Genomic DNA, 23,900 nt, shown 5'->3' with positions numbered 1-23,900 from the left:
CGCGCTAGGCTAGGTCTTGGCGTTGCGGGCGTCCATCCGCGCCAGCACTTCGGCGGCGGCGCGGCCGGTCTCGTCGACCGGTTCGTAGGTCCAGCCGTGGAAGGCGCCGCCATAGGGGCGGGCCGCGCCCTGGCGCTCCAGCTCCTCGTGGAACAGGCGGAACTTCACGCTCTGGCCATCCATCTTGAGGATGAACACCGGCTTGCCGGTCGACGCGGCTTCCGTGGCCATGTTGGTCGAGTCCTCGGTGACGAGGATGTAGTCGGCCGCGGCCAGGAAGGCGAAGTAGGGATTGGGGCCTTCGCCGTCCCAGATGATGCCGGGCAGATCGCGCAGGCGCGCCGCCAGCAGCGCGCGGGCCGGCTCGGGCGTACGGCGCGAGAAGGTCATCAGCAGGCTGCCGCCTTCCTGCTCCAGCGGCAGCTGGATCTCGTGCGCCATCTGCGCGGCGCGCTCCACCGGCAGGTCGAAGGCCTTGGACTTGCCGCCCAGCAGCACCGCGACTCGGGGGCGGGGCAGGGCCTCGATGGCGTCCTTGAACTTCTCGTACTCGGCGTCGAGGCGGGCCTGAGACACGCGATGGGGCGAGCCGGTGATCGGCACGACGTTGTCGCCGGTCAGCCGGTCGTGCTTGGGCGGGATGACCAGGTCGAACATGTGGGCCGGAACGCGCGGGTCCTGGATCTGCACGACGTAGGTCTTGCCGCCCGACCACTTTTTCAGCCGGATCGACAGGGGCAGGGTGGCGCGGCCGGCGGCGACCCAAAGGTCGGGCCAGGGCGCGGTGATCTCGCTCTCGGGCGTCAGCCAGCGGCGCGGCAGCCAGGCCAGCCACCAGGGGAGGCGGCCGGTGCGGCCCTTCCAGCTCACGCGCTTGACCACGATCCGGGCGGGACGCCTGCGCGCGACGGCCTCGGCCAGACCCACGGCCTGGGCTTCGATGCCGGCGCGTCCGTCCGAGACCGCCCAGATGGTCAGCGGTTCGGAACCTGGCGTCTGATTGGCGCTCATCGCTCCAGCCCTCAAAACGGCGAACGCCGCGGAACCGCCCTCGACAGGCGACTCCGCGGCGATTGGCCGGACTTTATGGCGGGGTTAGGGCTGAACCCTAGACCCACTCGACCTTGAGGATTTCGTAGGCCTTCACGCCGCCGGGCGTGTTGACCTCGACCACTTCGCCGACTTCCTTGCCGATCATCGCGCGCGACAGCGGCGAGCTCAGCGAGATGCGGCCCGACTTCACGTCGGCCTCGTGGTCGCCCACGATCTGGTAGCGGGCTTCCTCTTCGGTGTCCTCGTCGACCACGCTGACGGTGGCGCCGAACTTCACTTGCGAACCGGAAAGCTTCGACACGTCGATGACCTGCGCGCGGGCGATCTTGTCCTCGATCTCGGCGATCTGGCCTTCGATCCAGCCCTGGCGTTCCTTGGCGGCGTGATACTCGGCGTTCTCCGAGAGGTCGCCGTGCGAACGCGCCTCGGCGATCGCGGCGATCACGGCGGGCCGTTCGATCGTCTTCAAACGCTTCAGTTCTTCGTCGAGGGTCTGATAACCCACGACGGTCATCGGCACTTTTTCCATTGTGGATTTTAGCTCGGTTCGCCCTAAGGGGAGGAAGACTTCCAGTCGCTGGCGAGCGCGACCGGGGGCTGAGAGGATAGGCGCCGCGTTTCGGATAAGCAAGTCTCACGCACCGCGACGGTTGCGTGGCCAAGCTGACGGCGGCGATACGTCCTCAGGCCCGGCGCGCGCCGCGCGTCGAAGCCCCCGCCAGGCGATCACCGGGCAGCTGGAACTGACCGACCAGCCGGGCGAGCTCGCCGGCGTCGTCGTTGAGGGCGTGGGTGGCGGCGGCGGTTTCCTCGACCAGGCCCGCGTTCTGCTGCAGCACCTGGTCCATCTGATTCACCGCCGTGTTGACCTGGGTCAGGCCCTGGGCCTGGTGCTGGGCGCTGGCGGCGATCTCGGAGACCAGCCCGTCGATCTCGGCGATCTGCAGGACGATGCGCTCCAGCGCCTCGCCGGTGCGGCCGACCAGCTCGACGCCTTCGCCGACCTGGCGGGTCGAGGTGGTGATCAGCTGCTTGATCTCCTTGGCGGCCTCGGCCGAGCGCTGGGCCAGCGCCCGCACCTCGGAGGCGACCACGGCGAAGCCCTTGCCTGCGTCACCGGCCCGGGCGGCCTCGACGCCGGCGTTGAGGGCCAGGAGGTTGGTCTGGAAGGCGATCTCGTCGATCACCCCGATGATCCGCGAGATCTGGGTGGCCGAGGTCTCGATGGCGCCCATGGCGTCGACGGCCTCGCCGACCACCTCGCCCGAGCGGCGGGCGTCGTCGCGGGCGCGGGCGACGACGGCGGCGGCCTTGCGGGCGCCGTCGGCGGTCTGGCCGACCGTGGCGGTGATCTCGTCCATGGCGCTGGCGGTCTCGGCCAGGTTGGCGGCCTGCTGCTCGGTGCGGCGCGACAGGTTGGCGGCGGCGTCGGCGATCTGGTCCGACCCGTGGCGCACGCCCGAGGCGCGCTCGTCGATGATCGCCAGGGCCCCGGCCAGCTTGCCGGCCGCCTGGTTGAAGTCGGCGCGCAGCTGTTCGTAGGATTCCGAGAACTGCTCGACCAGACGCACCGAGAGGTCGCCCTTGGCCAGGCGCGAGAGGCTCTGGGCGAGGGCGTCGACCATGTCGGCGCGCTGGCGCTCGGCGGCGGCCTGCACGGCGGCGTGGGCGATACGGCCTTCTTCTTCCGAGCGGCGGGCGTGGTCGGCGGCGGCGTCGGCCTCGCGGGCTTCCTGCATCGCCGCTTCGGCCTTGGCGCGGGCGCGCTCGGCCAGACCGATGACGCGGTGGATGCTGAAGGTGGCGGCGATCAGGGCGCCGGCCTCGACGATCAGAATCACGGCGTGGACGAGCACGCGGCCCAGGCTCGCCGAGCCGGGGAACACGGCCGAGGGCAGCAGGTAGCTGAGCGTCAGGTGGTGCACCGCGACCGTGGCGGCCGCGGCGGCGATGACGGTCCAGTCGCAGTAGACGACCAGCAGGGCCAGGGCCGCGAAATAGGCCATGTGCATGTCGATCTGCCAGCCGTGTCCGCCGAGGGCGGCGACGAGCAGCGAGACCTGGGCCATCAGCGCCACGCCCGACAGGATGCGGCCCGTGGCGGTCTCGCCGCGGTGCAGGACGGCGCCGGCGGCCAGCGCCGTGACCATGGCCGAGGCGACGGCCATGCCCAGCACCGGCTCGCCGACCATGAAGCGGGCGGCGACGACGATCGGGGCCATCAGCGCGGTCAGCAGCAGGATCAGGCGGCCGCCGGAGCGGCGCTGCGCGTCGAGATTCGAGGGCTTCGTGCTCATGGACGGGGCTCCAGGACGGTCTTGGCGCAGACGCCGGCGGCGTCGGGGTCGAGCAGGACGAGGGCGCCGGCGGCGCGCAGGCGCGCGCCGAGCGTGGCCGGGTCGCCGCGCAGGATCAGGATGAAGGGGACGGCGCCGGCGCCGGAGATGTCTCCGGCCGAGGTGGCCGCGCCGGCCGCGCGGGCCGGGGTCCACCAGGGCGGGAACACCGCGGCGACCCGGCCGGGGTCGCGCGGCGAGGCGCTGGACAACGTCACGGCCAGTAAAGTCAAAATAATCGCGGAGGTTGCGGCCAGTGTCCGACCCAGGGCGTGAAGCAGATCACGCCAGGTTCGAACACGCGACAGGGACAAACTCGATCTCCGGGCAAGCTGAGCCATGGACTGGCGGCTTCGAGGGAGAGGTTTTGCGCTGCCGTGGTGTGAGAAGTCTTAAGAGCGCGGCCGAGCGTCGCCATGTCGCAGCTTTGCGCTCGGCCGAAAGTTGCAAGCCCGTTCGTCAGTCGGCGTAGGCGTACTCGCCGCCGCGTTCGAGGGCGGCGCGATAGGCCGGACGTGCGTGGATGCGCTCGAGGAAGGCCTTGACCCTGGGGCGCGAGCCCGCCCCGGCGCGCGATACGGCCGCCTCCAGGGGAAAGCTCATCATCACGTCGGCGGCGGTGAAGGCCGAACCGGCGAACCATTCGGACTTGGCCAGCTCGGCGTTCCAGTAGTCGATGTGGCTCTTCAGCTGAGGATCGACGAAGCCGGACTGGGCCTTGGCGGCGATGGTCTTGACCAGGCCCTTCAGCAGGCCGGGCGCGCGGGCGGGCAGGGCGGTGAACACCAGCTTCAGCAGCAGCGGGGTCATGGCCGATCCCTCGGCGTAGTGCAGCCAGTAGGTGAAGCGAAGGCGCTCGGGCGTGCCGGCCGGCGGGATCAGGCGGCCGTTCCCGTAGGCGTCGAGGATGTATTCGACGATGGCGCCGGTCTCGGCGATTGTCTTGTCGCCGTCGGTGATCACCGGCGACTTGCCCAGCGGGTGGATCGCCAGCAGCTCCGGCGGGGCCAGCATGGTCTTGGCGTCGCGCTCGTAGCGCCTGACCTCGTAGGGAACGCCCAGCTCCTCCAGCAGCCAGAGCACGCGCTGGCTGCGCGAATTGTTGAGGTGATGGACGACGATCATTCCGGGCTCTCCGCCTTCTGACTACGGGGGTGGACGATGGCTGGCCATTCAGCGTTCGGCAAGGTTTCCCGCGTCTTGTTCGCGTCCAAGTCGAGTCGGGGGATGAGATGAGTGTGCGTGGTGCGTTCGGCCGGCTGCCGCTGGCCGGCAAGATGATGGCCGCCGGCGGGGCGGCGCTGGGGGCGCTGCTGATCGCCGGCTCGCTGCTGATTTCCTGGCAGAGCGGCAAGGCGGTCAAGAGCCTGGCCCAGCGCTACGCCGCCAGCGTCACGGCCCAGGCCGCGCAGGAGATCAAGAACGACCTCGACGACGCCGACGCGGTGGTCCGCTCGTCGGCCGGACTGTTCGCGGCCACCTACGCCGCGGGGCAGCGCGATCGCTCGGTCTATCTGGCCCAGCTGAAGCCCGTCTCGAACGCCTCGCGCACGCAGCTGGGCGCCTGGCTGATGTTCGCGCCCGACGCCCTGGGCGACGACGCCGCCTTCGCCGGCCGCGCCGACCTGGGCTCGACCCCGCAGGGCAGGTTCATCGGCTACTGGGTGCGCAACGGCGGTGCTCTGAGCATGGAGCAGGGCGAGGACGCCGAGTTCACCGAGGACTTCTTCACCACCAGCTTCGGCAGCGGCCGCCCGGCGATCCTGGAGCCCTATCGCGACAACATCACCGACGGCGGCGAGACCCGAATGCTGCTGATGACCTCGATCACCTATCCGGTGGTGGTCGGCGGCAAGACCGTGGGCGTGATGGGCGCGGACCTGGCTCTGGACGACATCGCCGGCCGGCTGAACGCGCTGAAGCCCTTCGACGACGGCCGGGCCATGCTGGTCTCGCCCGGCGGCCTCTGGGTGTCGCACCCGCAGGCCGATCTGCGGATGAAGGCCTACGCCGATCCGGGCCTCGACACGATCAAGGCCGTGATCGCCGGCGGCGAGGCGGCCACGGTCACCGGCGTGAAGATCGGCGACAAGTCGGCCGAACGCCTTGTGGCGCCGGTGCGCCTGGCCTCCGGCGCGACCTGGGCCATGGTGGTCGACGTCACCGACGAGGCCCTGCTGGCGCCCGCCCGGAAGCTGGCTTTGGGCCTGGCGGTCGGCGGCCTGGTGCTGCTGCTCTGCGCTCTGGGCGTGCTGGCCCTGGCCTCGCGCAAGGTCATCGCCCAGCCGCTGCTTGCGCTGCGCGGGGCGGTGGGAGAACTGGCCGAGCATCGCTACGACCGGCCGGTGGCCGAAGCCGGCCGCGCCGACGAGATCGGCGCCATCGCCCGCGCCCTCGACAAGCTGCGGCTGGAGCTGGCCCGCGCCCAGGCCATGCGCGAGGAGCAGGAAGGCCTGCGCCGCGCCGCCGACGCCGACCGCGATCGCGCCGCCGCCCTGACGCTGTCGATCGACGAGCAGACCGAAGTGGTGCGCGAGGTCGGCGATGCCCTGGCCGCCGTGGCCGAAGGCGATCTTGGCCGTCGCATCGAGGGCCCGTTCGCCGAGGTCTACGAACCCCTGCGCCGTGACTTCAACACCGCCGTCGAGAGCCTGGAGCAGGCCATCGGCGAGATCGCCGAGGCCAGCGCCGCCATAGGCGAGGCCACCACCGCGCTCAGCCGGGCCTCGGGCGAGCTGGCCAGCCGCACCGAACGCCAGGCCGCCGGCATCGAGCGGGCCGCCGGCTCGCTGAACGAGATCACGGAGGCCGTGGGCGAGGCCGCCGGCGGGGCCGACGAGACGCGGCGCCTGGTGGCTTCGGCCCGCGCCGAGGCCGACCAGGGCGGAGCGGTGGTCAGCCAGGCCGCCGCCACCATGGGCGAGATCGACGCCTCGGCCCGCCAGATCGGCGACATCGTCGGGCTGATCGACGAGATCGCCTTCCAGACCAATCTTCTGGCGCTGAACGCCGGGGTCGAGGCCGCCCGGGCCGGCGACGCCGGTCGCGGCTTCGCCGTGGTCGCCCAGGAGGTGCGGGCCCTGGCCCAGCGCTCGGCCGGCTCGGCCAAGGAGATCAAGGCCCTGATCGGCGCCTCGGCCCAGCGCGTCGAGGCCGGCGTCGGCCTGGTCGAGCGCACCGGCTCGGCCCTGCACGGCGTAGCCAGCCAGATGGCCGGCATCGACGCGGCCGCCACCCGCATCGCCGCGTCTGTGCGCGAGCAGGCCCAAGGCCTGTCGGCGGTCAACGCCGAGGTCGCCGAGATGGAGCGCTTCACCCAGGAGAACCTGGCCATGGTCGACCAGGCCCGCGTCGCCGACCAGGCCCTGGCGGGCCAGGGCGCGCGGCTGGAGGCCCTGGTCGGGCGCTTCACGCTGGGCCAGGCGGCCAGTCGACGTCGGGTGGCGGCTTAGACCCCCTGACCTCCCGTCATTCCCGCCCTAGTGGCGGGAATGGACGGGCTGACAGGTAAGGGAGGGATCTGGCTACAGCACGCTCTCGACGATGTGCGCGCGGTAGAGCACGGCGATCAGGTCGGTCTGGGTGATGACGCCCACAAGCTTGCGGTCGCCGTCGACGACCATGGCCTCGTGGGTCTGGCCGCTGGACAGGATCGGCAGCAGGGCGGCGATCGGCGTGCCTTCGCGCACCCGGTGCACGAACGGGTCCAGCGCCGCTTCGACGGTGCGGCGGCGGTTGGCCTGCAGTTCGGCGCGGCGGGCCATGCCGATGACCCGGCCTTCCTCGTCGACCACGGGGGCGGCGCGCAGGTCGTGCCGCTGCAGGAAGGCCAGGGCGCTTTCGGCCGACTGGGTGCGGTCCAGGCGGATGACGTCGCGCGACATCACCTCGCCGCAGCGGATCTGCGAATGCAGGCGCTGGTGGGCCTGGATCTCGACCTCGCGGAACAGCACGTCGAGGTCTTCGCGGCTGACGTCGAGCAGTTCGCCGTAGCGGGCCAGGGCCTTGTCCAGGTCGCCGGCGTCGTAGCCGATGCGCGAGGCGGGCAGGGGATCGGCCGTGCCGTGCGGGCTGGGCGGCGGGGCAGGGGCCCTGTGCGGATAGGAGCGGCCGACCAGGCGGTTGTAGGCCATGCCCGCTAGCACCAGCAGCACCGAGTCCACGGCCACCGGATTGAGCGCGAAGAGATAGCCGGCCTTGGTCACGGCCGGGCCGCCGATGACGGTGATCAGGGCCACCGCGCCGCCGGGCGGATGCAGGCAGCCCAGCAGGATCATGGCGGCGATGGCCAGGCCCACGGCCAGGGGCGCGGCGATCAGCGGCTGGTGCGGCAGCAGCATGGCCACGGTGATGCCGATGAAGGCCGAGACGACGTTGCCGCCGATCACGCCGCGCGGCTGGGCCAGGGGGCTGGCCGGCACGGCGAAGACCAGCACCGCCGAGGCCCCGATCGGCGCGACCAGCAGCGGATGCAGCCAGTCGCCGCCGCCGACCGCGAAGCGTCCCAGCAGCCCCGCGAACAGCAGCCCCAGCAGCGCGCCGCCGCCGCCCTTCAGCGCGTCGAGCGGGCGGATGGGCGTCTTGCCGCGAAGCAGGGTCAGCAGGCGCTGGGTCGGAAGGGCGGTCATGGCGCTTGATAGGCGATGCGGGTCAAGGATGGCGCCGAATTTCGCTGCACCAGGGATCACTCCGGCTGGAAGGCCAGCACGACGAGGCCGGCGAGGGCGCAGGCCTGGGCGAAGACGATCAGGGTCAGCCAGGCGCCGAACGGCTGCTTGCGGGTCTTGTGGCGCAGCCAGCGCTGGGCCAGCAGCGCGCCGGGCGCGGCGCACATCGCCGCCGACAGCAGCAGCAGCCGCTCGGGCACCCGCCGCTCGCCATGCACGGCGGCGGCCTTGTCGTGGGCGAACAGCAGGAAGCAGAACAGGTTGGCCGCCAGCAGGACCAGGCCGACGATCAGCGTCATCGCGAGGCCTCGGGCGGCGCGTGCTCCAGCGGCGCGAGGTCGGGATCGACCCAGCCGCGGCGGGCCTCGGCGCTGAACAGCCGCTCGCGCGACCAGAAGGCCAGCGGCCAGGCCTTGTCGCCAAGCGGCGTGGCCAGCAGGCGGGCGGCGGCCGCGCCGTCGTCGGTTCCGGCCGGCAGGGCGGCGGCGAAAGCGCGGATGGCGGCCAGATAGGCCTGGGTGATGGTCTCGTGATAGCCGCTCTTGTCGTCGTTCACGCCGCCGACGGCCTCGTTGTAGGCGCGGATGATCCCCGGCAGGTCGCGTTCGAGGCCTTGGTCGCGGGTGCGGACGAGGCGCAGGGTGGCCGTCAGGTGGGCGGCGTGGGTCCACTCGGCCTTGGGCAGGCTGCGGTCGAGCAGGCGCTCGGCGAGGCGGGCGACATCGTCTGTGGAATAGGCGGTCATGGGCGGCTTCCGGCTGGGCGATGTCTGTAGGAGAGGCTGCGGCCGAGGGAAAGGGGCGCAGGCACGGGCCTTCGCATTCCCGTGGAAATCCACGAAAGCTGATGGGGAGGCGCGGAGCGGCCGGGCGGAACCCGGAGACCGTGATTTGTTTTAGCGTTTCGGCTTCACCTGCCGCTCCGCCGCATCATTTGTCTCGGAGGGGCCAGAGGCGCGGGTGCTATGATGGTGGATGGCGGAAAAAGCCTGGGTCCCCGCTTTCGCGGGGATTTTGCGGGTGGGGTGCGGGAGCCAGGAACCTCCCCCTGTGGGGGAGGTGATCGCGTAGCGATCGGTGGGGGGAGTTGGTGCGGGATCGGCCAGCGCCTTGGAAGCTGAGAACGGCCCCCCTCCGTCGCCTTTGGCGACACCTCCCCCAGAGGGGGAGGATCTTTTCCCCTCGTGACGAGGAAAGGGGCCTGAGCGCCTTAGTGCGCCGGCTGCCAGAATTCCAGGTTGCTGATCTGGCGTTCGAGGATGGCGATGCGGTCGCGCAGGTCGCGGGTGGCGGTCAGGCTGGCGGCGGTGACCGCCTCCTCGCGCATGGCCAGCAGGGCGCGTTGGGCGTCGCCGACCTCGACGATGGCCTCGTAGCAGGCGGCCCACAGGGCGCGGGCGCGCTCGCGGTCCATCTTCGGGTCGAGGAACGGCGGCTTGAGGGTCAGCGCCAGGCGGTCGAGTTCGGCCAGCTCCTCGCCCCAGCCCTTGCGGACCAGGATGTCGCGGAACGGCGTGTCCTCGCCGATGTCGTCGATCAGCGCCTCGAAGATCTCGTGGGCCAGGCGCTTGAGGCGCGCTTCGCCGAAGCCGATCCGCTCCAGGGCCTCGTCATAGGGACGCGCCCAGGCCGGGTGGTCGACGGCGGCGATGGCCACGGCCGCGTGGAAGGGGTTGAGCCGGCGGCCGATCTGCTCGCGAGCGACGCCGCGGATGCCGGGATCGGGCGGACCGCGCTCGCGGCCTTTCCAGCCGCCGCCACCGCCGCCGCCGCGCGGGGTGTAGGGGCGGTCTCCGCCCTGGCCGCCGCCTTGCCCGCCGCCATAGGCCGGCTTGGGGAAGAGGAGATCGAGCCGGGCGTAGAGGTCGTCCTTGTAGGCGGCCGCCAGGTCCTTGTCGGCGATGGTTCCGGCCGCCGCGCGCAGGCGCTGCTTGAGGCCGGCCTTGCGTTCGGGGGTGTCCAGCGGCTCCAGGTCGCGCTCGCGCACGAACAGCGCCTCGACGAAGGGCGTGGTCTGGGTGACCTGGGCCTTCAGCGCCGCGGGACCCTGCTCGCGCAGCACGTCGTCGGGGTCCTTGCCGCCGCTGACGATCGAGAACCGGAACGAGCGGCCGGGCTTGAGCAGCGGCAGGGCGCGGTCGATGGCGCGGCTGGCGGCGCGCTGGCCGGCCTTGTCGCCGTCGAAGCACAGGGTGGGCTCGGGATGCAGGCGCCACAGCGCCTCCATCTGCTCCTCGGTCAGGGCCGTGCCCATGGCCGCCACGGCCGCTAGGCCCGCCCGCTGGCAGGCCACGACGTCCATGTAGCCTTCCACGACCAGCATCGGCGTCTGTTCATTGGGCGCGGCGGCCTGGGCCGCGTGCAGGATCTTGCGGGCGTCGTAGAGGCCGTAGAGCACGCGGCTCTTGTGGAAGAGGCTGGTCTCGGGGCCGTTCAGGTACTTGGCGCGGGCGTTGGGATCCATGGCCCGGCCGCCGAACGAGACGACCTTGCCCCGCGTGTCGGTGATCGGAAAGATGATCCGGTCGCGGAAGCGGTCATAGGGCGCGCCGCCGTCCTCGGGCGCGATCAGCAGGCCCGCCTCCACCAGGTCGCCGGGCTTGGCGCCCTTGGCGACCAGATAGTCCTTCAGCGCCATGCGGCCGTTCGGCGCGAAGCCGATGCGGAAACGGCTCCACTGGTCCTCGGGCAGGGCGCGGCGATCGAGATAGGCGCGGGCGTCCTTGCCCACGGGCCGGCGCAGCTCGGCCTCGAACCAGGCGGCGGCCAGCTCCATCCAGTCGCCCAGTCCCGCGCGCTTGCGGTCGTCCTGGGCGGCGCGGGCGTCGGGCTCGGGCAGAGACATGCCGGCCTCGGCGGCCAGCCGCTCGACCGCCTCGGAGAAGGTGAGGCGCTCGGTCTCCTGCAGGAAGCTGATGATGTCGCCGTGCTTGCCGCTGGAGAAGCAGTGATAGAAGCCCTTGTCGTCGTTGACGAAGAACGACGGGCTCTTCTCCTTGGTGAAGGGCGACAGCCCCGCGTACTCGCGACCCTGCCGCCGCAGCTTCACCGTCTTTCCGACCACGTCGGAGGGGCGAAGGCGGGACTTCAATTCTTCAAGGAAGCGGTCGTCGAAGCGCATGGCGGTAGGTCGTCAACATAGGCTTACCCGCGCGCGAAGGCACGCCCGCGCTTGCGACAATCTACAGGCGGCCGCCCACCTATCCCGAGTTCGTCCACAGCTGGCTGGGCCGTAGCGCAAAGAAGCGTCGCATTAGGAACGGGCCTTTCGGCCGCTCCGTTGTCAGGGCCAGGACGCCTCGACGCGTCCACGGATCACAGACGCCACGGAGAACACCGATGCCCGAGTCCCGCTGGAACGACCGTGAAGGCCGCTTCGAGATCGACCGCGACCGAGATTTCGACGAGGAGCGCGGCTACGGCTACGACGCCTCGCGCGCCGATGGGCGCCGCCAGGACCGCTACGAAGGCGGCGACTGGCGCGACCGCTACGCCGCCCGCGAACAGCGCAGCTACGGCGAGCCGCGTCATCGCTCTTCGGGAGGGGGGTCCTCCGGCCGGGCCGAACTGCGCCGGGCGGTCAGCCAGGGCGGCGACATCGGCTATGGGACCATCCGCTCGGGTTCCGACTACGCGTCGGGCCGGGGCTATCGCGCGCCGGGCGACTACGGCCAGGTGGGCGGCTTCGACTTCGGCGGCTCCACGGCCGACTACGGCGGAGGCGGCTATCGCGGCGACGCCCCTGACTACGGCGACCGGGCCTATTTCGACCGCGGCCGGGAGCGCAACTACTACACCGACGGTCCCTATCCCGAGGGCAGGGGCCGTGGCCGCCATGACCGCGAGCACTGGGCCTATGCCCGCCATCCGCGCGATCGCCACGACGAGGATCGCGGCTGGTTCGACCGCGCCCGCGACGAGGTCTCGGCCTGGATGGGCGACCATGACGCCCAGCGTCGCCGCGAGCACGACGCGGCCTTGCGCGCCGACCATCGCGGCCGGGGTCCCAAGGGCTATCGCCGCTCCGACGAGCGCATCCGCGAGGACGTCAGCGACCGGCTGACCGACGACGGCTGGCTGGACGCCTCGGCCATCGAGGTGGCGGTCAAGGACGGCGAGGTGACGCTGAGCGGCACGGTCCACGCCCGCGACGACAAGCGCCGCGCCGAGCTGCTGGCCGAGAGCGTCAGCGGCGTCGACAACGTGCAGAACAACCTGCGCCTGGATCGCGGGACCGAGACCCGGACCGGCGACTGGTCCTTGCAGGGCAACGCCCCTCAGCAGGGCGTGACGGGCAAGGCGTAGCTTCCTCGGCTCCATCTGCACCGTCATCCCGGACGGCCGCAGGCCGATCCGGGACCCAGGGGACCGGGCGCCGCGCTCGATGCCATCCGCTCGGCGGTAGCCAAAGCCCTGCGGCGGCCCCTGGGTCCCGGCTCTACCGCGCGCTTCGCGGGCGTCTGGCCGGGATGACGGTTGGGGGCGCGAGAAAAGCGAAACCCTAAGTGATGATCCCTAGCTTGGCTGGCGCTTCGCTTGGGACCATCTAGGGCGCATGTCCGAGCCCGCCCCCAAAGACCCCGCCTTCACCGACGCCGAGATCGACGCCCTGGTCGAGACCTTCTACGCCAAGGTCCGCCGGCATCCACGCATCGGGCCGGTGTTCAACGGCCAGATCGCCGAGGAGGCCTGGCCGCATCACATGGCCACGCTGAAGGACTTCTGGGCGACCGTGCTGCAGGGCTCGGGCCGCTACAAGGGCTCGCCGATGGCGGTGCACCAGCGGATCGACGGCTTCCAGGAATGGATGTTCACGCCCTGGCTCAATCTCTTCCACGCCACCTGCGTGGAGCTGTTCGACGCCCCGCGCGCGGCGATCGTCGGCGAGAAGGCCGAGCGCATCGCCCGCTCGCTGAAGCTCGGCTTGTTCTTCCGGCCGGGAGCGCCGGCGTGAGCGGGATCTCGAAAGGCGTCGAGGCACAGGGCTTCGCCATCGTGCCGGCGGGCGAGACGCGCCAGCTGCTGGGCGGGCTGCCGGACTGGGACCTCTTCGCCGACAGCTGGAACGACCTGGGCGTCGACGGCTTCATGGCCGACGGCGGTCGCTATCGCCGCCGCCGTTTCGCCGCCTTCGCGGCCCTGGCCGACGGGACGCTCGCGCGCAAGCCGCACCAGCCGCACTACCAGAGCCGCGACTACAACGCCCTGAACGGCGGCGTGCAGCGCTGGTTCGAGCCGGTGACGCAGGCGATCGCCGAGCATCCGGTCACCCAAGGCCTGCTGAAGGCGGGCCTGGATCTCTTTCAGCCGCTGACCGCCGATCCGCCCGCCGCCTGGCATGTCGAGCTGCATCAGTTCCGCATCGAGGCCCACGACGGCGAGGCCGGGCTGCCCACGCCGGAAGGCGCGCACCGCGACGGCGTCGACTGGGTGATCGTCATGCTGGTCGAGCGCTGCAACGTGGCCAGCGGGGTCACCGACATCTTCGCCCCGGACGGCCGCGCCCTGGGCTCTTTCACGCTGACGGAGCCGGGGGACGCGGTGTTCCTCGACGACCATCGGGTTCTGCACGGGGTGACCGCGATCCGGCCGCTGCGAGCGGGCGAGGACGCGCGGCGCGACGTGCTGGTGGTTACCTTCCGCCGCGAGGACTAGAGGCGCCCGGGGCGCGACCGTTTGTCTCACTCCACCTGCGGAGGTGGTCGTGCAAGCCTGCCTCTCCTTCGCGAAACGAGCGCCGTAATCCATGACCGACGACGCCCCTTCGCCCTCCCACGCCGGTCGACGGGACACCTTCTCGGCCACGATGGCCGACGCCGTGCCGATCCTGATCGGCTATGTCGACGCCGACCGCCGCTACCGCTTCGTCAATCGCGCCTACGAGACCTGGTTCGGCGTCCGCCGCGAGGACATCGAGGGCCGGTCGCTGCTCGATGTGATGGGCGCGGACGCCTACGAGCGGGTGCGTGACCATGTCGACGGCGCGCTGGAAGGCCAGAACCTAACCTTCGAGGGCGAGGTGCCCTACCAGGCCGCCGGCCTGCGCCATGTCGAGGCCAAGTACGTGCCCGACGTGGCTCCCGACGGCGCCGTGCTCGGCTATTACGTGCTGGTCACCGACATCTCGGCGCGCAAGCGGGCCGAGGCCGAGCTGGCGCGCCTGCTGGTGCGCGAGCGGCGGCGGGCCCTGATGCTCGATCTGGGCCGGCAGCTGCGCGAGGAGAGCGAGGTCGCCGCCATCGCCGACAAGGCCTGCGCCGTGCTGGCCGGACAGCTGGGCGCCCAGCGGGCCGGTTATGCCGAGGTCGACCTGGCCGGCGTCTCCACCCAGATCGTCGGCGAATGGGGCGGGCAGGGCGTGCAGCCCCTGGTCGGGCCGCTGTTCGTGCTCGACGACTTCGGCCCGGCGATGAGCGACGACCTGCGGGCCGGCGTCCAGGTGGTCATCGACGACATCCGCGAAGACACGCGCACCCGCCACAGCCTGGAGGCCTATGTCGCGCTCGACATCCGGGCGTTCGTGGCCGTGCCGCTGGTCAAGGCCGGGCGGCTGGTCTCGTACCTGTTCATCTGCCAGGAGCGGCCGCGCACCTGGGGCGTCGACGAGGTCGCCTTCGTCGGCGACGTGGCCGAGCTGATCTGGGCCGCCAGCGGCCGGGCCCGGGCCGACGCCGCCCTGCGCCAGGCCGAGGAGACCGAGCGCCTGCTGATCCGCGAGGTCGACCACCGGGCCAAGAACGTGCTGGCGGTGGTGCAGTCGCTGGTCCAGCTGACGCCCTTCGTCGACAAGCGACAGTACGTCACCGCGCTCAGCGGCCGCATCGGCTCGCTGGCCCGCTCGCACAGCCTGCTGTCGACCACCCGCTGGACCGGCGCGGTGCTGCGCGCGCTGCTGGAGCAGGAACTGGAGGCCTACAGCGTCGAGCACGAGAGCCGGGTGGTGCTCGACGGTCCGCCGGTGCTGATCCGCGCCGAGGCGGCCCAGTCGCTGGGCCTGGTGGTGCACGAGCTGGCCACCAACGCCAGCAAGTACGGCGCCCTGTCGGCGCCGGGCGGGATACTGGAGGTGCGCTGGGCCTGGGACGCGGGTCGCCTGATCCTGGACTGGCATGAAAGCGGCGGCCCGCCGACGGCGGCCCCGGCCCGGCGCGGATTCGGCTCGACCCTCATCCAGAACGCCGGCAAGCAGCTGGGCGCGCGGGTCTCGCACGACTGGCGGGCGCAGGGCCTGCATTGCCGGATCGAACTCTCGCGCGGCGCGCTGCCTCACGCCGGCGGCGGCGAGCGTTCGGCCGCCGTGACCAGCGCCGCGCCGGACGGCGGCCTGCAGGACCAGCGGGTGCTGGTGGTCGAGGACGAGGCCCTGGTTGCGATGGAGCTGGCCCGCGTGCTGGCCCTGGCCGGCGCCCAGGTGGTCGGCCCGGCCGGCGACGTCGAGGAGGCGCTGGAACTGATCGAGAGCAGCCTGATCGATCGCGCCGTGCTCGACGTGAACCTCGGCGGCCGCATGGTCACGCCCGTGGCCAGGGCCCTGGCCGAGCGGGCCATCCCGTTCGTCTACCTGACCGGCTACCAGGAGCCCGGGCTCGACGACGGCCCGGTGCTGCACAAGCCGGCCGCCCCCGAGGCCCTGGTCAGCGCCCTGGCGGGACGGCGGGTGGAGCGGGTTTAGCATTCCCCAACTCCCGTCATTCCCGCCACAAGAGCGGGAATGACGGGAGTTAAGGAGTGGTGGCAGGCGACACCCCGCCGCATCCCGCGACCTTGACTCCGGCCCCCATCAGGATCAGAACAAAATGGGAACGGAGGTCGCCATGCCTGGCTCGCGCGAGGCGCGTATCGAGGCCCTCAGAGGTCGGATCGCCGCCATCGAGGCGGGGACTCGGACTCCGACTCCGGTCCTGCCGTTCGGCGATCCGCGCATCGACGACCGCCTGCCCGGCGGGGGTCTGCCCAGGGCCGGCTGGCACGAGGTGGTCGGCGAGGGGCTGGAGGGCGAGAGCGGGGCGTCGACGGCGGCCTTCGCGGCGCTTCTCGCCAGGCCCCGGATCTCGAAAGGCGCGGTGGTCTGGGTGCTGCGGCGTTCGGACCTCTACGCGCCCGGCCTCGTCAACCTGGGCTTTCCGGTCGAGCGGCTGGTGATGGTGCGGGTCCGCGACGAGGCCGAGGGGCTGAGCGTGCTGGAGGACGCCCTGGCCACGCCCGGCGTGTCGGTCGCCATCGGCGAGGCCGAGGCTCCCGACCTGGTGGCCGGCCGCCGGCTGCAGCTGGCCTGCGAGCGGGCGGGAGGCTTCGGGATCGTGCTGCACCGCAGGCCCTATGGCGGACCGGCCAGGGGCGCGACGGGTTCGGCCGCCTTCAGCCGCTGGCGGGTGGGGCCCGCGCCGGGCCGCGCGCCTCCGCCTGACAGCTTGGGTGGCGGGCTAGGGCTCGGCCCGCCCGCCTGGCGCGTGGCGCTGGAACGCTGCCGGGGCGGACGCCCGGGGGCGTGGATCCTGGAACATTCGGAGGCCGACCATGGCCCGCATCCTTTCCGTGTGGTGTCCGAACTGGCCGATCACGACCTGGCGCAGACACCACCCGAACGCCTTCGCAGAGTTGGGTGAGAGCGCCCAGACCCTCCCCCTGAAGGGGGAGGTGGCCGCGAAGCGGTCGGAGGGGGAAGTTGGGGCAGGGAAGAAGGTGACTTCCCCCTCCGTCGCCTCCGGCGACACCTCCCCCTTCAGGGGGAGGGTCTCGAGTGTCGGGGGAGGCAGCCCGGAGGGCCGGAGGGGGGCTTCTCCGTCGGAGGATCCCCCCTTCGCCCTCCTCGTCTCCGAACGCGGGACCCGCCGCCTGGCCGCCGTCGACGCGGCGGCCCGGCGCCTGGGTCTGTCCGCCGGCCAGAAGGCCGCCGACGCCCTGGCGCTGGTCCCGCACCTCGTCACCGCCGACCACGATCCGGATGCGGACCGACGGGCGCTGGAAAGCCTTTGCGACTGGTGCGTGCGGTTCTCGCCGGCCGTGGCGGTGGACGGCGACGACGGCCTGTTGCTCGACATCACCGGCGCCGACCACCTGTGGGGCGGGGAAGACGCGATGCTGGCCGACCTGCTGCAGCGGCTGGAGCGCTGGGGCGTGCCGGCGCGCGGCGCGGTCGCCGACACCGCCGGCGCGGCCTGGGCCCTGGCCCGCTTCGGCCAAGGCGGGGCGGTGGTCGCGCCCGGCGGCCAGCGCGAGGCCCTGGCCCGCCTGCCGGTGGCGGCCCTGCGCCTGGACGAGGCCGCCCAGGCCCAGCTGCCGCGCCTGGGGCTGCATCGCGTGGGCCAGCTCTACGCCCTGCCGCGCGCCCAGATGGCCAAGCGCTTCGGCCTGGCCTTCACCCAGCGGCTGGACCAGGCCTTGGGCGCGGCGGGCGAGGCCCTGGCCTTCCGGCGTCCGGCCAGTCCGTGGTTCGAGCGCCTGGCCTTCTTCGAGCCGATCAGCGCGCCCGACGACCTGGCCCGGGTCGCGGCCGACGTGCTGGCCTTGATCTGCAAGCGGCTGGAGGGCGAAGGGCGCGGGGCCAGGCGCTTCGAGGTCGTGTTCCACCGCCTGGACGGCAAGGCCTTTCCCGTGCCGGTCGGCCTGGCGCGGCCCGGACGCGACGCGAGACGCCTGGCCAAGCTGGTCGCGCCCAAGCTCGACGTCGTCGATCCGGGGTTCGGGATCGACGTGATCACCGTCCATGCCTATGCGGTCGAGGCCCTGGCTCAGGGACAGAGCCGGATCGACGCCGAGCTCGACGCGGCCGAGGCCCTGGCGCCCCTGGTCGACCGGCTGGTCAATCGCCTGGGCGAAGGCCGCGTGTGGCGGCCCGACCCGGTGGAGAGCCACGTGCCCGAGCGGGCGGTGGCCCGCGCCGCGCCCCTGGCCTCGCCGGCGGCCGCCCGGCCGTGGAACCCCGATCTGCCGCGTCCGACCCGCCTGCTCAAGAGGCCCGAGCCGATCGAGGTGCTGGCCAAGCTGCCCGACGACCCGCCGCTGCGCTTCACCTGGCGCAATCGCCATCACCGCGTGCGCGCCGCCGAGGGGCCCGAGCGCATCGGCCAGGAATGGTGGCGCGGCGACTTCGACGACACGGGGCCGGGCAGGATCCGCGACTACTACCGGGTGGAGGACGAGGCCGGCGGCCGGTTCTGGATCTATCGACAAGGGCTCTATGGCGACGATGCTTCGCCGAAATGGTGGCTGCATGGCCTGTTTGGTTGACGGCCCCCTCAGTCGGCTTCGCCAGAGGGGGAACATCTTGGCGCGAAAGATCCTCCCCCTTTGGGGGAGGTGGCCCAGAGGGCCGGAGGGGGGGCGTTTTCAGCTTCCGCTGCGGCGGGCGTTCATCAACTGCTCCCCCCTCCGTCCGCTTCGCGGACACCTCACCCACGGGGGGAGAAGCCCGCTGGGCGGCCCTTCCTTCTCCTCCCCCGCTTGCGGGGGAGGGGGACCAGCGAAGCTGGTGGAGGGGGCGAGGCTGGGCGCCGTGCCGGCTGTCGCCCCCTCCGTCACGCTGCGTATCCGCAGCGCGTCACCTCCCCCGTTTCTCGGGGAGGTGCGGGGGACTGCATCCCATGACCGCCTATGCCGAACTCCAGGCCACCACCAACTTCTCGTTCCTGCGCGGCGCTTCCCGCGCCGAGGAGCTGATGCTGACCGCCGAGGCCTATGGCCTCTCCGCCGTGGGGGTGGTCGACCGCAACAGCCTGGCGGGCGTCGTGCGCGCCTGGACGGCCGCCAAGACGCTCAAGGTCCGCGCCCTGGCCGGCTGCCGCCTCGACTTCGCCGACGGCACGCCCAGCCTGCTGTGCTACCCGGCCGACCGCGAGGCCTTCGCACGGCTGACGCGCTTGCTGACCATCGGCCAGCGGCGGGCGGGCAAGGGCGAGTGCGTCCTGTCGTGGGCCGATTTCGCCGCGCACGCCGAGGGCCAGCTCGTGCTGGTCGTGCCGCCCGACAAGCTGGACGCGGCCTTCGAGGCCGACCTCTTCCGCATCGCCGCCGCCCTGAAGGGCCGGGTCTGGCTGGCCGCGGCCCGCGCCTACGCCGCCCAGGACCTCAAGCGGCTGGCGCGGCTGGACGCCCTGGGCGAGGCGGCCGGCGCCCCGATGGTCGCCACCAACGACGTGCTCTATCACGGCCCCGAGCGGCGGCCCCTGCAGGACGTCATCACCTGCGTGCGCGAGCACTGCACGATCCAGGAGGCCGGCTTCCGGCTGGAGGCCAACGCCGAGCGCCACATCAAGGCCCCGGCCGAGATGGCGCGCCTGTTCGAGCGCTGGCCCAGGGCCATCGCCCGCACCGTCGAGATCGTCGCGCGCATCGGCTTCGACCTCGGCGACCTGCACGAGGACTATCCCGACGAGCCGGTGCCGCCCGGCAAGACCTCGATGGAGCACCTGACCGACCTGACCTGGCAGGGCGCGGCCTGGCGCTATCCCGACGGCGTGCCCGACAAGGTGGCGGCGCAGCTGAAGGAAGAGCTGCGGCTGATCGCCAAGATGGACTACCCCAACTACTTCATCACCGTGCACGACATCGTCGGCTGGGCGCGGGGACAGGGCATCCTGTGCCAGGGGCGCGGCTCGGCGGCCAATTCCTCGGTCTGCTACTGCCTGGGCGTCACCGCCATCGATCCCACCAGGCACCGGCTGCTGTTCACCCGCTTCATTTCCGAGAACCGCGGCGAGCCGCCCGACATCGACGTCGATTTCGAGCATGAGCACCGCGAGGAGGTGATGCAGTACGTCTACGAGCGCTACGGCCGGGAATACGCGGCGATCTGCGGCACCGTGATCCACTATCGCCCGCGCAGCGCCATCCGCGACGTCGGCAAGGCCCTGGGGCTGACCGAGGACGTCACCAGCCTGCTGGCCGGCACGGTCTGGGGCAGCTGGGGCGACGGCCTGCCCGAGGAGCACCTGAAGAACGCGGGCCTCGACCCCAAGGCGCCCGAGATCGCCCGCGCCGTGGCCCTGGCCACCGAACTGATGGGCTTTCCCCGCCACCTGTCGCAGCACGTGGGCGGCTTCGTGCTGACCAAGCGCCGCCTGGACGAGACCGTGCCGATCGGCAACGCGGCGATGAAGGACCGCACCTTCATCGAATGGGACAAGGACGACATCGACAGCCTGGGCCTGATGAAGGTCGACGTGCTGGCCCTGGGCATGCTGACGGCGATCCAGCGGGCCTTCGGCATGCTGCGCGCCGATCACGGCGAGACCATCGTCGACCTGGCCGACGTGCCGGCCGAGGTGGCGGGCGTCTACGACATGCTGTGCGTGGCCGACAGCATCGGGGTCTTCCAGGTGGAGAGCCGGGCGCAGATGTCGATGCTGCCGCGCCTGCGGCCGCGCCGGTTCTACGACCTGGTCATCGAGGTGGCGATCGTGCGGCCGGGGCCGATCCAGGGCGACATGGTGCATCCCTACCTGAAACGCCGGAACGGGATCGAGCCGGTCGACTGGCCGCATCCGTCGCCCGAGCACGGGCCCAAGGACGAGCTGAAGGAGATCCTCGGCAACACCTACGGCGTGCCGCTGTTCCAGGAGCAGGCCATGAGCCTGGCCATCGAGGCGGCCAAGTTCACGCCCGACGAGGCCGACGGCCTGCGCAAGGCCATGGCCACCTTCCGCAACCTGGGCACGCCGGCCGAGTACCGGGTGAAGTTCGTCGAGGGCATGGTGGCGCGCGGCTATCAGCGCGACTTCGCCGAGCGCTGCTTCAAGCAGATCGAGGGCTTTGGCCACTATGGCTTTCCGGAAAGCCACGCGGCCAGCTTCGCCAAGCTCGTCTACGTCTCGGCCTGGATCAAATGGGCCTGGCCGGACGTGTTCTGCGCGGCCCTGATCAATTCCCAGCCGATGGGCTTCTACCAGCCGTCGCAGCTGGTCCGCGACGCCCGCGAGCACGGGGTCGAGGTGCGGCCGCCCGACGTGATGGCCAGCGATTGGGACTGTACTTTGGAGAGCCGCTCCTCTCCCGCGCCAGCGGGTGCGGAGCGACGAGATCCCCGCAAGGTCTCCTGCGAGAAGACCCGTCCCCGCTGGCATGCGGTCCGCCTGGGGCTGCGCCAGATCAAGGGGCTGAAGGAAGCCGACGTCAAAGCCCTGATGAAGGCCCGCGACGAGGGCGCCCGCACGCCGGCCGAGTTCGCCCAGGGCGGCGTGCCGCAGCGGGCGCTGGAACTGCTAGCCGAGGCCGACGCCTTCGCCTCGACGGGCCTGTCGCGCCGCGACGCGCTGTGGGCGGTCAAGGGCCTGAAGGGCGAGCACAAGGCGCCGGCCCAGGCCCCGCTGCTGGCCGGCCTGCCGCTGTTCGAAGACAAGGTGGCCCTGCCGGCCATGGCCGCGCCGCAGGAGGTGGCCGAGGACTATCGCACCACCAGCCTGTCCCTGAAGGCCCACCCGTGCGGCTTCTACCGGCCGATGCTGGCGGAGATGGGCGCGGTCGCCGCCGACCAGCTGCCGAAATTCCGCAACGGCCAGAAGGTGTCGGTCGGCGGGCTGGTGCTGATCCGCCAGCGGCCGGGCACGGCCAAGGGCGTGGTGTTCGTCACCCTCGAGGACGAGACAGGCGTGGCCAACGCCGTGGTCTGGAAGGACCGTTTCGAGGCTGATCGCAACGTGGTGATGACCGCCTCGTTCCTGGTGGTGCACGGCCGGGTGCAGGCCGCCGAGGGCGTGATCCACATCGTCGCCGAGGGCTTCACCGACCTGTCGGCGCAGCTGTCGACCCTGCGCGACGAGCCGGGCGCGCCGGCCCCAAGGGTGCGCCAGAAGGTGTCCGGCCGCCTGCTGCGCAGCCGGGACTTTCATTGAGGGCAATAGGAACCTCCCCCTGTGGGGGAGGCGATCGCGTAGCGATCGGAGGGAGGAGCGGTTCGGGAAACGGCCGAGCCCTCGGAAGCGGAAAACGGCCCCCCACCGGCCTTCGGCCGCCTCCCCCAGAGGGGGGAGGTTCTTACGCCTGCGCCGTCTCCGCCGTCGTCGACCGCAGGCGCTCGACCAGGGCGAACAGCTGGGCCCGCACGCCGAACTCGTCACCTGCGATGGCGGCGGCCTCGAGACCGGCCAGGGTGGCCTCGTCGATGCGCGGCGGCGGCGCGACCGGGGTGGCCTCGACCACGCCCGCCGACTTGGGCGCGGCGGTCTCGTTGACGTCGACCAATGCCTCGGTGAGCTTCTCGCCGGGACGCAGGCCGGTGATGCGGATCTCGATGTCCTTGCCGGGCGTGAGGCCCTGCAGCTCGATCATCCGGCGGGCCAGGTCGATGATCTTCACCGGCTCGCCCATCTCCAGGGTCAGCACGCCGGCCGGAGGGGCGGCGTCGGCCGCCGACTGGGCCACGGCCCGCAGCACCAGCGACACCGCCTCGGGGATGGTCATGAAGTAGCGCTCGACATTGGCGTCGGTCAGGGTGACCGGGCCGCCGCGGGCGATCTGGTGGCGGAACACCGGCACCACCGAGCCGGCCGAGCCCAGCACGTTGCCGAAACGCACGACGCCGACCCGCATCTGGCCGCCGCCGCCGAACTGGCGGGCGATCGCCTCTGCCACGCGCTTGGTCGCGCCCATGACGCTGGAGGGGGCCACGGCCTTGTCGGTCGAGATCAGGGCGAAGTGCGCGGCGCCGGCCGCCTTGGCGGCGCTGGCGACGTTGCGGGTGCCCAGCACGTTGGTGCGCACGCCCTCGCAGGGGTGGTTCTCGACCATCGGCACGTGCTTTAGGGCAGCGGCGTGGAAGACGATGTCGGGCTGTTCGGCGGCCAGCAGGCGGGTGACGTGGTCGGCGTCGCGCACGTCGCACAGGGCCTCGCGGCGCGGCAGCTGCGGCCAGGCTTCGGCGATCTCGCGGTCGATCAGGAAGAGGTTGGCTTCCGAGGCGTCGACCAGGGTCAGGTGGGCCGCGCCGCTGGCGGCGATCTGGCGGCACAGCTCCGAGCCGATGCTGCCGCCCGCGCCGGTGACCAGCACGCGCCGGCCGCTGACCAGGGCGCGGACGGGCGCCGGGTCGAGGCGCACCGGGGCGCGGCTCAGCAGTTCCTCGAGGCTGATCTCGCGCAGGGCGGCGGCGGTGGGGCCTTCGCCCATCTCGACCACGCCGGGGCGGCGCAGCAGGCGCACGCCCTCGCTCTTCAGCCGGCCCAGGCGCTCGGCCCCGAAGGCGCTCAAGGGGGCCTCGGCCAGGAACAGCACCGCGGCCGGCGACAGGCCGCCGTCGCTCAACTGCCGCATGACGGCGTCGAAGCGGTCGATGGCGCCCAGCACGCAGACGCCGCGAATCTCGTCGCCGGTCTCGCGGGCCTCGGGGGTCAGCAGGCCGACCACGGCGTAGCGCTCGGTCAGGCCCGGGGCGCGCAGGAAAGTCTCGGCTTCGGCGGCCGTGCCGATGATCAGCAGGCGCGGCAGGGCCGGATGGGCTGGGGCGGGCCGCAGGCGCAGCAGGGCCTCGGCCAGCACGCCCTCGTGCAGGGCGCGGCGACCCACGCGCAGGGCGGCCAGCAGGCCGATCTGCACGACGAAGGCCGCCAGGATGGTGCGCAGGCCGCCATCGAGGTCGGGCAGGAACAGGCGGGCCAGCAGCGAGAAGGTCAGGGCCGTCAGGGCGGCCGAACGGGCGATGCGCAGGTGGTCGGCGGCGGCGACGAACCGCCAGGGCGCGCGCTCCAGCCGGAACAGCAGCTCCACCACGAAGGCCGACAGGGCGTAGAGGCCGGCATGGGCCAGCAGGCCGGGCCGGTCGGTGTCGAGGCCGGCGGCCAGCACCTGTCCGATCAGCAGGGCCAGGAAGGCCAGAAACACGTGCGCTGCGATCTTGCCGGCGCGGCCCATGG

At 72.0% G+C, this 23,900-nt stretch carries 18 protein-coding genes; 8 read left to right on the top strand and 10 right to left on the bottom strand.

Features of this window, described 5'->3' with window-relative positions:
• Positions 1-9: 9 nt before the first annotated feature.
• From C1707_RS24475 to C1707_RS24455, 5 genes are all read right to left on the bottom strand, one after another.
• A complete protein-coding gene (locus C1707_RS24475; protein ID WP_101713335.1) occupies positions 10-1,011 on the bottom strand; it encodes a mitochondrial fission ELM1 family protein in 1,002 nt (333 codons plus the stop codon).
• Positions 1,012-1,108: 97 nt separating this feature from the next.
• A complete protein-coding gene (greA, locus tag C1707_RS24470; protein ID WP_058349843.1) occupies positions 1,109-1,582 on the bottom strand; it encodes a transcription elongation factor GreA in 474 nt (157 codons plus the stop codon).
• 154 nt (positions 1,583-1,736) lie between these two features.
• The gene (locus tag C1707_RS24465) at positions 1,737-3,350 is read right to left on the bottom strand and encodes a methyl-accepting chemotaxis protein (protein WP_101713334.1); all 1,614 of its coding nucleotides are present in this window, start codon (positions 3,348-3,350) and stop codon (positions 1,737-1,739) included.
• On the bottom strand, positions 3,347-3,607 hold the full coding sequence (locus C1707_RS24460) for a hypothetical protein (protein ID WP_240633814.1): 261 nt from the start codon (positions 3,605-3,607) through the stop codon (positions 3,347-3,349). The genes C1707_RS24465 and C1707_RS24460 overlap by 4 nt, the downstream gene beginning before the upstream one ends.
• 241 nt (positions 3,608-3,848) lie before the next feature.
• Positions 3,849-4,514 carry a glutathione S-transferase family protein gene (locus tag C1707_RS24455; RefSeq protein WP_101713333.1) on the bottom strand — a complete coding sequence of 222 codons (666 nt, stop codon included), beginning with the start codon at positions 4,512-4,514 and terminating at the stop codon, positions 3,849-3,851.
• Between the two features lie 107 nt (positions 4,515-4,621).
• Between C1707_RS24455 and C1707_RS24450 the strand changes: the two genes are divergently transcribed.
• Positions 4,622-6,841 carry a methyl-accepting chemotaxis protein gene (locus C1707_RS24450; RefSeq protein WP_101713332.1) on the top strand — a complete coding sequence of 740 codons (2,220 nt, stop codon included), beginning with the start codon at positions 4,622-4,624 and terminating at the stop codon, positions 6,839-6,841.
• 72 nt (positions 6,842-6,913) lie between these two features.
• On the opposite strand, the gene C1707_RS24445 is transcribed toward C1707_RS24450, so the two are convergent.
• The 4 genes from C1707_RS24445 to dnaG form a co-directional block, all read right to left on the bottom strand.
• Positions 6,914-8,017, bottom strand: coding sequence for an HPP family protein (locus C1707_RS24445; RefSeq protein WP_101713331.1), 1,104 nt, complete (start codon positions 8,015-8,017; stop codon positions 6,914-6,916).
• Between the two features lie 56 nt (positions 8,018-8,073).
• On the bottom strand, positions 8,074-8,355 hold the full coding sequence (locus C1707_RS24440) for a DUF1294 domain-containing protein (protein WP_101713330.1): 282 nt from the start codon (positions 8,353-8,355) through the stop codon (positions 8,074-8,076).
• Entirely contained in the window at positions 8,352-8,801 is a 450-nt protein-coding gene (locus tag C1707_RS24435; protein WP_101713329.1) for a hypothetical protein, read from the bottom strand. Before C1707_RS24435 ends, C1707_RS24440 begins: the two co-directional genes overlap by 4 nt.
• 464 nt (positions 8,802-9,265) lie before the next feature.
• A complete protein-coding gene (gene dnaG, locus C1707_RS24425) occupies positions 9,266-11,176 on the bottom strand; it encodes a DNA primase (RefSeq protein ID WP_101713327.1) in 1,911 nt (636 codons plus the stop codon).
• A gap of 218 nt (positions 11,177-11,394) precedes the next feature.
• Between dnaG and C1707_RS24420 the strand changes: the two genes are divergently transcribed.
• The 7 genes from C1707_RS24420 (at position 11,395) to C1707_RS24385 (ending at position 21,884) form a co-directional block, all read left to right on the top strand.
• Entirely contained in the window at positions 11,395-12,360 is a 966-nt protein-coding gene (locus tag C1707_RS24420; protein ID WP_101713326.1) for a BON domain-containing protein, read from the top strand.
• Between the two features lie 250 nt (positions 12,361-12,610).
• Positions 12,611-13,009 (top strand): group III truncated hemoglobin, encoded by a 399-nt coding sequence (locus C1707_RS24415; protein WP_101713325.1) that lies wholly within the window; start codon positions 12,611-12,613, stop codon positions 13,007-13,009.
• Between the two features lie 5 nt (positions 13,010-13,014).
• Positions 13,015-13,710: a 2OG-Fe dioxygenase family protein gene (locus C1707_RS24410; protein WP_101713470.1), complete on the top strand. Its 696-nt coding sequence runs from the start codon at positions 13,015-13,017 to the stop codon at positions 13,708-13,710.
• 91 nt (positions 13,711-13,801) lie between these two features.
• Complete coding sequence (locus tag C1707_RS24405) at positions 13,802-15,727, top strand: HWE histidine kinase domain-containing protein (RefSeq protein WP_164467452.1); 1,926 nt, start codon at positions 13,802-13,804, stop codon at positions 15,725-15,727.
• 142 nt (positions 15,728-15,869) lie between these two features.
• Positions 15,870-16,661: an ImuA family protein gene (locus C1707_RS24400; RefSeq protein WP_101713324.1), complete on the top strand. Its 792-nt coding sequence runs from the start codon at positions 15,870-15,872 to the stop codon at positions 16,659-16,661.
• A 229-nt stretch (positions 16,662-16,890) separates the two neighbouring features.
• Positions 16,891-18,285, top strand: a complete 1,395-nt coding sequence (locus C1707_RS24395) for a DNA polymerase Y family protein (RefSeq protein ID WP_240633990.1) — start codon at positions 16,891-16,893, stop codon at positions 18,283-18,285.
• A 353-nt stretch (positions 18,286-18,638) separates the two neighbouring features.
• Entirely contained in the window at positions 18,639-21,884 is a 3,246-nt protein-coding gene (locus C1707_RS24385; protein WP_101713322.1) for an error-prone DNA polymerase, read from the top strand.
• A gap of 142 nt (positions 21,885-22,026) precedes the next feature.
• On the opposite strand, the gene C1707_RS24380 is transcribed toward C1707_RS24385, so the two are convergent.
• The gene (locus C1707_RS24380) at positions 22,027-23,898 is read right to left on the bottom strand and encodes a nucleoside-diphosphate sugar epimerase/dehydratase (protein WP_101713321.1); all 1,872 of its coding nucleotides are present in this window, start codon (positions 23,896-23,898) and stop codon (positions 22,027-22,029) included.
• Positions 23,899-23,900: the final 2 nt, after the last annotated feature.

It is taken from the genome of Caulobacter flavus (assembly GCF_003722335.1).
GTDB lineage: Bacteria > Pseudomonadota > Alphaproteobacteria > Caulobacterales > Caulobacteraceae > Caulobacter > Caulobacter flavus.
Note: the sequence above shows the minus strand (reverse complement) of the source record. Positions and strands in the feature narration are given on the sequence as shown.